10 protein-coding genes are annotated in these 12060 nt (G+C 30.1%); all 10 read right to left on the bottom strand.

The window, feature by feature from the left end; all coding sequences use genetic code 11:
• Positions 1 to 64: 64 nt before the first annotated feature.
• A complete protein-coding gene (gene proS / locus DWZ53_RS10725) occupies positions 65 to 1501 on the bottom strand; it encodes a proline--tRNA ligase (protein WP_118434165.1) in 1437 nt (478 codons plus the stop codon).
• Between the two features lie 59 nt (positions 1502 to 1560).
• The gene (locus DWZ53_RS10730) at positions 1561 to 4578 is read right to left on the bottom strand and encodes an AAA family ATPase (protein WP_118434166.1); all 3018 of its coding nucleotides are present in this window, start codon (positions 4576 to 4578) and stop codon (positions 1561 to 1563) included.
• Positions 4568 to 5695 (bottom strand): exonuclease SbcCD subunit D, encoded by a 1128-nt coding sequence (locus tag DWZ53_RS10735; protein WP_118434167.1) that lies wholly within the window; start codon positions 5693 to 5695, stop codon positions 4568 to 4570. The genes DWZ53_RS10730 and DWZ53_RS10735 overlap by 11 nt, the downstream gene beginning before the upstream one ends.
• On the bottom strand, positions 5692 to 6105 hold the full coding sequence (locus DWZ53_RS10740) for a GNAT family N-acetyltransferase (RefSeq protein ID WP_118434168.1): 414 nt from the start codon (positions 6103 to 6105) through the stop codon (positions 5692 to 5694). Before DWZ53_RS10740 ends, DWZ53_RS10735 begins: the two co-directional genes overlap by 4 nt.
• Positions 6106 to 6150: 45 nt before the next feature.
• Entirely contained in the window at positions 6151 to 6639 is a 489-nt protein-coding gene (locus DWZ53_RS10745) for a shikimate kinase (RefSeq protein ID WP_118434169.1), read from the bottom strand.
• The gene (gene pheA, locus DWZ53_RS10750; RefSeq protein WP_118434170.1) at positions 6636 to 7757 is read right to left on the bottom strand and encodes a prephenate dehydratase; all 1122 of its coding nucleotides are present in this window, start codon (positions 7755 to 7757) and stop codon (positions 6636 to 6638) included. The genes DWZ53_RS10745 and pheA overlap by 4 nt, the downstream gene beginning before the upstream one ends.
• Positions 7757 to 8827 carry a chorismate synthase gene (aroC, locus tag DWZ53_RS10755; protein ID WP_118434171.1) on the bottom strand — a complete coding sequence of 357 codons (1071 nt, stop codon included), beginning with the start codon at positions 8825 to 8827 and terminating at the stop codon, positions 7757 to 7759. The genes pheA and aroC overlap by 1 nt, the downstream gene beginning before the upstream one ends.
• Positions 8811 to 10097, bottom strand: coding sequence for a 3-phosphoshikimate 1-carboxyvinyltransferase (aroA, locus tag DWZ53_RS10760; protein ID WP_118434172.1), 1287 nt, complete (start codon positions 10095 to 10097; stop codon positions 8811 to 8813). The genes aroC and aroA overlap by 17 nt, the downstream gene beginning before the upstream one ends.
• Position 10098: 1 nt before the next feature.
• Complete coding sequence (gene aroB / locus DWZ53_RS10765; protein ID WP_118434173.1) at positions 10099 to 11157, bottom strand: 3-dehydroquinate synthase; 1059 nt, start codon at positions 11155 to 11157, stop codon at positions 10099 to 10101.
• A 10-nt stretch (positions 11158 to 11167) separates the two neighbouring features.
• Positions 11168 to 12060 (bottom strand): 3-deoxy-7-phosphoheptulonate synthase (aroF, locus tag DWZ53_RS10770; protein ID WP_118434174.1); only part of this gene is annotated, 893 nt, incomplete at its 5' end.

Consider the following 12060-nt stretch of genomic DNA (forward strand, 5'->3'; position numbering starts at 1 on the left):
AAACCTATATCTTTATGTAAAGGTATAGGTTTGTCAACAATCTGAAAGAAGAGTTACACTCTTCTTAATAAGCTTTTGCAAAATAAACAACTTTCTTGGCTGGTTTACCACAAATTGGACAAACATCACCAAATGGTTCTTCATCTTTAATACAACGTGATGTTGCTCCTGTATCTTCTTTAATCTTTAATTCACAAGCTTCATCACCACACCACATCATACGAATATAACCACCTTTATTTTCTAAGATGTCTTTAAATTCATCATAATCATGAGCAGTATGTGTATTAGCATCTCTAAAGGCTAATGCTTTGTTATACATTTGTTCATGGATTTCATCCATTAAATTCTTAATTGTTTGGGCTAAATTTTCATCCAAAGCATATTTTTCTTTTGTTCCATCAACACGTCTTGCTAGAACACATTGATTATTTTGAATATCTTTAGGACCAATTTCTAAACGTAATGGAATTCCTCGCATTTCTGCATCAGCAAACTTATATCCTGGTGTTTTATCACTGGCATCTACTTTAACACGAATACCCGCTGCTTTTAATTGTTGTTCAATTTCATATGCTTTATCTAGAACACCTTCTTTATGTTGCATAACCGGTACAATCATCACTTGAATTGGCGCAACACGTGGTGGTAATACTAAACCATTATTATCTCCATGCACCATGATAATAGCACCTAATAAACGTGTTGATGCTCCCCATGATGTTTGATAGACATATTCTAATTTATTTTCTTTATTTAAAAATTTGACATCAAATGCTTTAGCAAAACCTTGACCAAAGTAATGAGATGTTCCTGATTGTAAAGCTTTTCCATCATGCATTAATGCTTCGATAGTGTATGTTTCTTCAGCACCTGCAAATTTTTCTTTTTCAGTTTTACGTCCTGTAATCATTGGAATTGCTAATAATTCTTTACATGTTTCTTCATAAATACCTAACATTTGTAAAGTTTCTTTTCTTGCTTCTTCTTCAGTAGAATGAATTGTATGTCCTTCTTGCCATAAAAATTCAGCCCCACGTAAAAATGGTCTTGTTGTCTTTTCCCATCTTACTACTGAACACCATTGATTATATAATTTTGGTAAATCACGATATGAATTAACAATTTTTGCATAATGTTCACAAAATAAAGTTTCACTTGTAGGTCGAATAACAAGATTTTCTTCTAAATCATCTAATCCGCCTTTTGTTACAACAGCACATTCAGGTGCAAATCCTTCAACGTGATCTGCTTCTTTTTGTAATAATGATTGAGGAATCACAAGCGGCATATATACATTTTCATGTCCTGTCTCTTTAAATCTTCTATCCATATAGTTTTGAATTTGTTCCCACATTGCATAACTATATGGTCTATAAATAATAAATCCTTTAACACTACTATAATCCATTAATTCTGCTTTACGACATACATCTGTATACCATTGAGCAAAATCATCTTCCATAGCAGTAATTGCTTCATTTTTCTTATTATTTGCCATATTATTTCCTCCTAAAAATGTCTTTAATATTTTACTATAGAAAAGATAAAGAAACAAGATTATCTTATCGTAATCTTACTTTCTTTATCTTTACGCGTGACGATGATTCCATGATCTATACGATCTTGTAATTCACCTACGTGAGAAATGATACCTATCAATTTGTCATCTTGTTGAATATCAATCAAACAATTAATCGCTTGATCTAAAGATTGACTATCTAATGTACCAAATCCTTCATCAATAAATAATGTTTTTAATTCAATACCTCCGGCATAATTTTGTATCATTTGTGACAAACCTAAAGCTAAAGATAACGCTGCTTTAAATGATTCTCCTCCTGAAAGAGTTTTAACATCTCGACTCATTCCACTTTCTAAATCTAACACATCCAGTTCAAGTCCTTGTTGACTTCTACCTTTACTTGCATAATCTCTTCTTAAAAGTTGATAACGACCTTGTGATAAACGTTCCATGATTTTATTGGCATACATCAAGACATTTTCAAAATAAGCTGCTAAAACATAGCGTTCTAGTGAAACTCTAGATTGATTTTTCCCACTTGTTAATTCAGCTAAATCTAAGTATCTTTGATAGTCACGAGCCTCTTTTTCTATTTTTTCATCAATTCGATTGATTTCATCAACCCTACTTTTATTCATCATATAATTCATTTTATTATTTTCTAAAGTTTTTTGTTGGAGAAGACATTCTTCTTTTAATTGATTAACATACACTTTTTGGTTATTTAAGTCTACATATTGAATGTTGGAAACTTCTTTTGATAACTGGTCAACTTGTTTTTTTAAAGATAATAATTGAATTTGATATTGTTGATAGACCTCGTTATATTCTTCTTTTTTATCTACTTCATTGAGTAAAGATAAGAAGTGTTCTTCTAAACCAAAATGTTTTAAAGCTTCTAAATATTGTTCATGAATTATATTAAACTGACTTTCTGTATGATTTATTTGTTTAGTATGAAGCTGTATTTGTGAATCTATAGAAACACTTAGTTCTTTTAATTGATGATATTGCATCTCTGTTTGCTTTATTTTTTTATTCAATGATTGTAATTGTTGCCTTATTCCTTGAAGATCTTCTTGTAGTTGATTTAAAGATAAAGAAGCATATTGTTTATCAAGTCTTCCTTCAATATAATTAACTTGTTTTTCTAATTCTTGAATATTTTGATTTAAATGCTCTAGTGTCTGCAATATACCTTTTAAATCATCTTCACTTTTATTGACACTTATCTTTAATTTTTGAATGTACTTTAATTGATTATCCATTTCTTGATAAGCTTGTTTCATTCCCTTTTCTTCTTGTAACAATATACTTAATTCTTTAATAAAAGTTTCTTTACTTAATTCTTCTTGAATTTGTAATTCTTGGCACATTCTTCCAAGTTGTTTTTGTGTTGTTTCAATCAGTTGTTTTTTTAATAAAAGTTGACGATAACATTCATTATATTGTTCTGTTAACTGTTCAACAAGTTGCGTTTGTTTATCTAATTGTTCATTTGTTATGAAATGATCATCAATTTTGGCTAAGTGCGGATGATGCAAAGATCCACAAACCGGGCAAGGTTGATTGTCATTTAAATCTTTAGCTAGAATACCTGCTTGATGATAACGATAATATTGATTATCTAATTCTAATTTATGTTTTTGGTTATTTAAATCTTTTTCTAAAGATAAATATTGTTCCTCAATATCACTTTTTTGATCATATTCTTGATTTAAATGATCATATTCATCTGATAGACGATGTAGTTTAATCTTTTTATCATGTATCGTTTGATAAGATTCTTGTAGGTTTTTCAATTCTAATTTTAAACGTTCTTCACTTTGAATTGTTTCATAATCTTTATCTAATCTTTTTTCTATCTTTTCTTGTTTAGAAATAAAATCTTGTTTATTTGTATTTAATTCTTTTAATCGTTGAAGATAACTTTCTTTTTGTTTGAAATCTACTTGGTATTGGTTTAATTGCGTGATTTTTTCAAGTAAGTGATTTTCCTGTTGTTGTAATTGTAACTTAAGTTGTTCTTGTTGTGGTAATTGTTGATACAGCAAATCAATATCACGAAATTCTTTATGCTTTTGTTTTTGCTTAGAAATAAGTTTTTCTAATTCTTCTTTAGAATGAAGGTATTGATTTTTTAATTGTTGTTGTTGATGATAAATAACTTGAATTTCTTGTACTTGATTAAGTTGATCAACCTTCTCTTTTAATTGATGATAAGTTTTTTCTTGCTTTTTTAATTCTAAGTATTTTTCTTTAGTTTTTTGGTATTGTTCAATCCTTTGATTATTTAATGTTTGTACTTGTAAAAGTTGCGACTGCTTTTGATAATTTTCATTTTTTTCATCATATTTTTTTTCTTCCACTATACATAATTGATGTAAATGATCAAGATAAGCCTTGTAATCCTCATTTTGACATTCCATTTCTTTTTTTAGTTCATCTTTTCTTTGAAACAACTGATTATATTTAACTTGATAATCTTTTACTTTTTGTTTTAGCTTTTCTTCCAATTCCTGATAGATTTCAGTGTGAAATAAATCTCGTAATACTTTTTCACGGTCATCACTTGAAGAAAAAATAAGTTTTGTAAATTCACCTTGAGCAATCATCACAATTTGTTTGAATTGTTTATCATCAACACCCAATAATTGAATGATTTTATTATTGACTTCTTTGGTCCCTTCAATCATTTTTCCATCAGGTAATGTAAGCAATGCTTTAGGTTGTTTAGGCGTCTTTTTCCCAGGAACAAAATATTTGGGAGAGCGTTTTATGACATAACTTTGTTGATGTAATAAAAATTCAAGTTCTACATAGGTTAAAGCATCGGGACTGGCATGATCACAACGAAAAGAATCTTTCTCTCTTACACCACCACTACTTTGACCGTACAAAGCAAATGTAATAGCATCAAAAATCATGGTTTTCCCACTTCCTGTAGGCCCAGTAATCAAAAATAAACCATCTTGGTCAAATGAAGAAAAATCCATTTGAGTACAATTAGCATAAGGTCCAAATGCAGATATCGTCAATAACTTAGGTATCACTTTGTGTTTCCTCCTCAATTAAGTCTTTCACTAAATTAACGGTTTGTAAATCCATTGCTTCTCCCTTCATTTTTAAATAAAACTCTTCCAATATTTCTAACGGTCCTTTTTGTTCAAATCCTTGATTTGCTTTTGTTTGATTACTTGATGAATGTTGGTTTAAATAAGGATATGTTAACTGTAAAATATGATGATATACATTTTTTAATCTTTCATTAGCGTGAGGAATTAATGATGTATCTGATAAATCTACTGAAACATAATCTTGATTATTAATCTCATTTTCTAATAAATCTTTAAAATATCCTTTCACCTTAATCAAATCTATTTGTGGCTTTAAAGGAATCATCTTACATTGTACCTTTTTATCTTCAATTTCTACTTCTAGCATTCCCTTCTTTTGATTTACTTCATCAAAAGAATATTTCATTAAGCTTCCAGCATACCTTACATAATCATATTTGATTTTTTGGCAGGCATGTAAATGTCCTAATGCCACATAGTCAAACTGACTTACTGACTCTACATCAATGATTTCACTTCCCCCAACACTTAAAATAACCTCACTATCACTTTTAATTACCTCTTTATTTCCGGCAATAAACTGATGCGTAACAAGTACATTAGTTTTTGTATAATCAATATCTTGCTTACTTAGGTAGTATTCAAATGCCTCTTGATAACTTACAAAAGACTCATGCTGGTATAAATAAGCAATATAAGTAGGTTTAAAATAAGGAACAAGATAAAAATTGACATCATCAATAACGATTGGTTTGATCTTTTTTTCAGGAAAAGCAACAATATATAACCCTTGTTTTTCTAATAATTTACTTACAAAATTCAATCGTTCATTACTATCATGATTACCTGAAATCATGAGTACTTTTTTGTGATGCTTATTTATTAAACTGTTTAAAAACCAATCAAGTGTTTCAATACTTTCATTACTTGAAATAGCACGATCATAAATATCACCAGCAATAACTAAAACATCAATTTCATGAGTAACTAAATAATCAATGACTTGCTTTAATAAATCAATTTGTAATGGTAATAAATTTTTTTGATAAATAATTTTTCCTAAATGTATATCTGAAATGTGAATAAATTTCATACTTCCTCCAATTGAATAAGATAAACTTCCTTATGTGTTTCCTCTTTAGTAAAATATTTTTTTAATTGTTTGGGAATACTAACTGTTTCTATATACCGTGCTGGTAAATGTTGAATAATATGATGACTTGCCCTATTTTCCGGTGAACAAGTAATAATAAGCTGTTTCATATTCAATTCTTTAGCTTTTTCAAAGATTAAAAAACAAGCCTGTAAACTATAATGATGTCCTTGATAAGGTTTTTCAATAGTATAGCCAATATGACCATCATAATATCTTTCTTGCAATGTTCCCTCTCTTAAAACGATAGTTCCTACACATTGACTACCAACTAAAATATGATAAATATAATAAGGTTTCCATCCCTTTGGTAAACCTGTATGTACATATTCTACTAATTCTAATTTCATAATATCACCTGATTTTTATTATAACATAAAAGTAGGATAACAATGTTATCCTACTTTAGAAATAATAAGATTGACAATCATCTCTAATGATTGGTCATTAATAATATGAATATCACAAGCATTCATATATAATTGTCTTCTTTCTTTATCTAATTGATAAAGTTTTTCCGGACCATCTTTTAATAATGGTCGAGATTGAGTATCTATATCTGTTAAAATATTTTGAATTGGACGATCCAAATAAATAATTATTCCATTTTTCTTGAGTGCATCTATATTTTCTTGACGTTTAATGACACCCCCACCAGTAGAAATAATAACACCTTCTTTTTTAGATAATTCTAAACATGCTTCTTGTTCTAAATCTCTAAAATGATCTTCTGATATAGACATCATATCACTAATACTGCATCCATGTTTTTCAATCAAATATTGATCAATATCAATAACTTCTCGTTTTAATTTTTCACCTAACAATTGAGATATTGTGGTTTTGCCACAACCCATCATTCCTATTAATACTATATTTTTCATTTTGCTTGTTGATAATTTCCTAATACTCTCATTGTTAGACAATGCGTTTTCATTTCTTGAAGCATCATTTTTACATTTTGATCATGAATACTTCCTTCTAAATCAATGTAGAAATAATATTGCCAATTTTTATCCACGATAGGTCTTGATTCAATTCTTGATAGGTTGATTTGATGATCCTTAACTGCTTTTAATACACTATAAAGAGCTCCTACTTTATGTTGTAAAGTAAAAACTATACTACAAACATTAGCATGAGGACTATCTTCTAAATGACGTCCAATAACAATAAAACGAGTATGATTCATTGAAGAATTATGAATATCTTCTTGAATCACATCTAAGTTATAAAGTTGAGCTGCCTGTAAAGAAGCAATAGCTCCCTTTGTTTTATCTTGAAGCTGACTAATATATTTAGCACTGGCAGCTGTATTTGTATAATTCTTTTGAATTATTTGAGGATGCTTAGCTAAAAAGTGAGAACATTGATGTAATCCTTGAGGATGTGAGTAAACTTCTTTTAAATCTTCAAGTTGGGCACCTTTGATTCCCAATAAATGTTGACTAATTGATAAATTGTATTCTCCTACAATATACAAATTATAATTTCTTACTAAATCGTAATTATCATTAATAGCTCCAGTTGAAGAGTTTTCTAATGGAACAATACCATAATCAATTTCATGATTAACAATGGCTTTATAAACATCTTCAAAAAGGGGGTAATTTTTATTATCAACTTCACCAAAATATTGAAGCATAGCTTGATGACCAAAAGCACCTGGTACACCCTGATATCCTACTACAATATTTTCATTTTTATGAGGTAAAGGATGATATAAATCCTGAGTAGGAATAAATTCAGCTTGGTATGATTTACTAATATCCATCACATCTTGAATAAAAGCAGCCCCATAAGTCTTTAATTCTTCACTTTCCATTCTTTGAACATTTTTTTCGATGACTGCCTTTTCTCTTTCGGGTTGAAATATTTCCATATCATGGGCTAATTTATACTCAATAACATTTTTTGATACTTTCATTCTTTGTTCAAACAATTTCATAATTTGTGTGTCAATAGCGTCAATCTCTTGACGACATGTATTTAAATCTTTCATTATCTAATAAAATCTAACATACATAAAGCAGCCATAGCTTCAACTACGACAACTGCACGTTGTACAATGCATGGATCATGACGACCATGTACTTCAATTGTTGTATTTTCTTTTGTTTGAACATTAATTGTATCTTGTTTTTGAGCAATGGATGGGGTTGGTTTAATAGCAACAGTAAAAGTAATCGGCATACCATTCGTAATTCCACCAGTAATACCACCATTATGATTAGATTTTGTTTTTACATTTCCTTTTTCATCATAGTAATAACAATCATTAGCTTGTAAACCATCTAATTCACTAATATGTTCATCTCCAAAACTAACTCCTTTTACCGCAGGAATAGAGAATAATAATTGAGATAAATGACTTTCAACTGAATCAAAGAAAGGTTGTCCAATTCCTGCAGGCATACCTACAATAGCACATTCAATCTTTCCACCTACAGAATTTTGATTTAATCTTGCCTCTTCAATGATCTTTTCCATTTCTTTAAATACTTCTTGATTTAAAGTAGGATATGTTTGTTGGCTTAATAAATCTAAAGTTTCTGTAGTTATAGGGTGTTGAAACGAATCATCATGAATATCTTTAATAGCTAAAATATGGGCACCTACATTAATTCCTTTTTGTTTTAAAATTTGTTTTGCAATGGCCCCTGCAAAAACAATTGGCGCTGTAAGTCTTCCTGAAAAATGTCCGCCCCCTCTTACATCATTAAATCCATGATATTTTACATAAGCAGGATAGTCACTATGTCCAGGACGCATATGAGATTTTAATAGTGAGTAGTCTTTTGAATGTTGATCACTATTATAAATTAATCCTGTTAGTGGTGCACCCGTTGTGATACCATCTTGAACACCACTAATAATATCAACTTCATCGGCTTCTTTTCTCGCTGTAGACATTTTATTAAGTCCTGGAGCACGTCGTTTCATATCTTTTTTGATTTCATCGTAGTCTAATTGGATTCCACTAGGAAGGTTACCAATAGTAATACCAATTGCTTTACCATGTGATTCTCCAAATAAAGTAAGTTCTATATTGTTTCTATATGTCGCTGGCATCTATTTTCCCTCCTAACGCTGCAAAATCTTCCCAAAAACTTGGATATGATTTTTTTACACATTCTTTATTATCTATGACCATAGGTTCTTTACAAACAGTTGATGCGATAGCTAACATCATCGCCATACGATGATCATCATGCGATGAAACTGCACCCCCTGTTAAATAATCAACACCTTCGATTTCCATTGAACTTTCATGTTCAATCACTTTAGCACCTAGTTTATTAAGTTCTAATACTGTAGCGGATAAACGATCACATTCTTTAATACGTAAGCGTGATGCATTAATAACTTCACTATGACCTTTTGATAGTGCTAAAGCTAATGTCACAACCGGAATCACATCAGGACATTGACTTGCATCAACTACAGTATGTTGCAAGCCATGACTTACAACTTGAATACCACCATTTTTCTTTTCTAAAGTACAGTTCATAGCTTGTAAAAAATCTATTGTTGCTTTATCTCCTTGTAATGAATTTAAATTTAAATCCATTAAAGTCACATCATTATTTAAAGCTCCTGCAACTAAATAAAATGCAGCCTGTGAAAAATCAGCTTCCACACGATAATCTCTTGCTTGATATTCTTGTCTTCCTCGTACAATAAACTGCTTATAATTGTGATTAATAATTTCTATTCCATATAATTTTAAAACATCTAATGTTAAATCAATATATCCTTTGCTTTCTAAAGGTGTCGTTATTTCAATAATAGAATCACTAGAAAGTAAAGGTAAAGCAAAAAGCAATCCAGTAATAAACTGTGAAGAAATATGTCCGGGGATACGATATAAATCAGGTTTTAATGTTCCTACAATATTTAAATCTAAAACATTTTCTCGATATAAATATCCTATATTTTGTCTTTCAAATATTTCATAGAAAGTATCTAGTGGTCTTTTACCTAAATTCCCTCTACCGATAAAACGTACCTTATTTTCTTTAGCAATAGAAATAGGCACCATAAAACGTAATGTTGATCCTGATTCTTCACAATCTATTTCTACACCAGGCATAGTATTATTTTTAGAAAATGTACTTTTACCATCAATGATTAAATAATCATCATATTGTTCGATTCTCGTACCTAATGCTTCCATTGCTTTAATAGTGGCCTTAATATCTTGGGAATATTCAATATTATCAATACGTGATTGACCATTTGATAAACTTGCAGCAATAATCGCACGATGAGCTAAAGATTTTGATGGCGGAACAGAAACTTGTCCTTTTAATTTTGTAGGATTTAATTTTATTTGACTCATTTTATACCCTTTCTTTTTTTAATAAAAATTCTTGATTTGTTTTATAAACAAAACTATGCCCTATTTCTTTTAATAATACAAGTGATAAAGAATTATTTATGTTTTTCTTATCTAAAGCAATAGCTTTCATTAAATCTTGAGTTACTACGTTGCATTGATAAGGAAGATGATATTTTTCTAGAATTTCTTTAATTTGATCACTCGTATGACTTTGTGTCATACCTTGTGTTTCACTTAACTTTGTAATTTGATACATTCCCATAGCCACAGCTTCACCATGAGAATATTTTTTATAATGATAATATTGTTCTATAGCATGACCATAAGTATGACCAAAGTTTAATAATAAACGATCACCAAAATCAAATTGATCTTTTTCTACAACATCTCTTTTAATATCAACACATGTATAAATAATATCATCAATTGATTCATAAAGTTCATCAAAGCCATGATATTGATTCAATTTATCAAATAAGTTTTTATCTTTAATACATCCATATTTAATGACTTCACCCATTCCATCATTAATAAAATGTGGCGATAAAGTTTTTAAAGTAGTAGGATCAATTAAAACCATTGATGGATGATAAAATGCCCCAACTAAGTTTTTACCATCTGGTAAATCAACAGCTACCTTTCCTCCTACAGAACTATCAACTTGTGCTAAAAGTGAAGTTGGAATTTGTACAAGCTGTACCCCTCTTAAATAACTGCTTGCTACAAAGCCAGCCATATCACCAATAACACCACCACCTAAAGCAATAATTAAATCAGTACGAGTTAATTTAAAATCTAAACAAGCTTTATATAACATAGGAAGCATATCAAATCGTTTTGATTGTTCTCCGTGTTCTACCACAACATGTCCTACTGTATAATCAGATGCTAGATTGTTTGTGAGTGCTTCACCATATAAAGGATAAACCTGATCATCAGAAATGATCATTATTTTCTTTCCTTTAAATACTGTTTTAATTTTTTCATTTGCTTTTTTTAAAATGTTTTTTTCAATATAAATAGGATAACTATGTTCCTTTAAATTAACGATCATTTCCATTTTCATCACCCTAAATTTCTTTATTAACAGCTTTTGCGATTGGTTTTAATTCTTCCATTAATTGAGCAAATTTCGCTGGTTTTAATGATTGTGGTCCATCACATAATGCTTTCTCTGGATTATTATGCACTTCGATCATTAATCCATCACATCCTGCTACGACTGCTGCCTTTGCCATCGGATTGACTAACCACCATTTTCCTCCTGCATGGCTTGGATCGATAATGATTGGCAAGTGTGTTAATTCTTTAATTACTGGGATTGCTTGTAAATCTAATGTATTTCTTGTATATGATTCAAATGTTCTGACTCCTCTTTCACATAAGATGACATTTGGGTTCCCACTAGCCATGATATATTCTGCTGACATGATCCATTCTTGATATGTTGCACTTAATCCTCTTTTTAATAAGATTGGTTTCTTTGTTGCTTTCCCTACCTTCTTTAATAGATCGAAGTTTTGCATATTTCTTGCTCCTATTTGGATCAAGTCTACTTTTTCAATAAATTCATCTAAATGTTCTGCATCCATTAATTCTGATACGATTGGTAATCCTGTTGCTTCTCTGGCTGCTACTAAAATATCTAACCCTTCTGATCCCATTCCTTGGAATGCGTATGGTGATGTTCTTGGTTTGAATGCTCCCCCTCTTAATAGATTAGCTCCTGCTGCTTTGGCTGCCTTAGCAATTTCAATCACTTGTTCTTTTGATTCTACTGAACATGGTCCTGCAATCACGGCTAGGTTTCCACCACCGATTTTTACTCCTCTTACATCAATGATTGAATCATCTGGATGGAATGCTCTGTTAGCTAATTTATATGGTTCTGATACATGCATTACTTTTTCTACTGCTGGATCTACTTCGATTTGTTCTGGATCTACTTTTGTTGTATCACCAA

The sequence above is a fragment of the Coprobacillus sp. AF33-1AC genome (assembly GCF_003475785.1).
GTDB lineage: Bacteria > Bacillota_I > Bacilli_A > Erysipelotrichales > Coprobacillaceae > Faecalibacillus.

What these genes read in the sequence shown, in the direction of transcription:
- proS (WP_118434165.1), bottom strand. Translation starts at nt 1,501, where the DNA reads ATGGCAAATAATAAGAAAAATGAAGCAATTACTGCTATGGAAGATGAT.
- DWZ53_RS10735 (WP_118434167.1), bottom strand. Translation starts at nt 5,695, where the DNA reads ATGAAATTTATTCACATTTCAGATATACATTTAGGAAAAATTATTTAT.
- DWZ53_RS10745 (WP_118434169.1), bottom strand. Translation starts at nt 6,639, where the DNA reads ATGAAAAATATAGTATTAATAGGAATGATGGGTTGTGGCAAAACCACA.
- aroA (WP_118434172.1), bottom strand. Translation starts at nt 10,097, where the DNA reads ATGAGTCAAATAAAATTAAATCCTACAAAATTAAAAGGACAAGTTTCT.
- DWZ53_RS10740 (WP_118434168.1), bottom strand. Translation starts at nt 6,105, where the DNA reads ATGAAATTAGAATTAGTAGAATATGTACATACAGGTTTACCAAAGGGA.
- aroC (WP_118434171.1), bottom strand. Translation starts at nt 8,827, where the DNA reads ATGCCAGCGACATATAGAAACAATATAGAACTTACTTTATTTGGAGAA.
- aroB (WP_118434173.1), bottom strand. Translation starts at nt 11,157, where the DNA reads ATGGAAATGATCGTTAATTTAAAGGAACATAGTTATCCTATTTATATT.
- pheA (WP_118434170.1), bottom strand. Translation starts at nt 7,757, where the DNA reads ATGAAAGATTTAAATACATGTCGTCAAGAGATTGACGCTATTGACACA.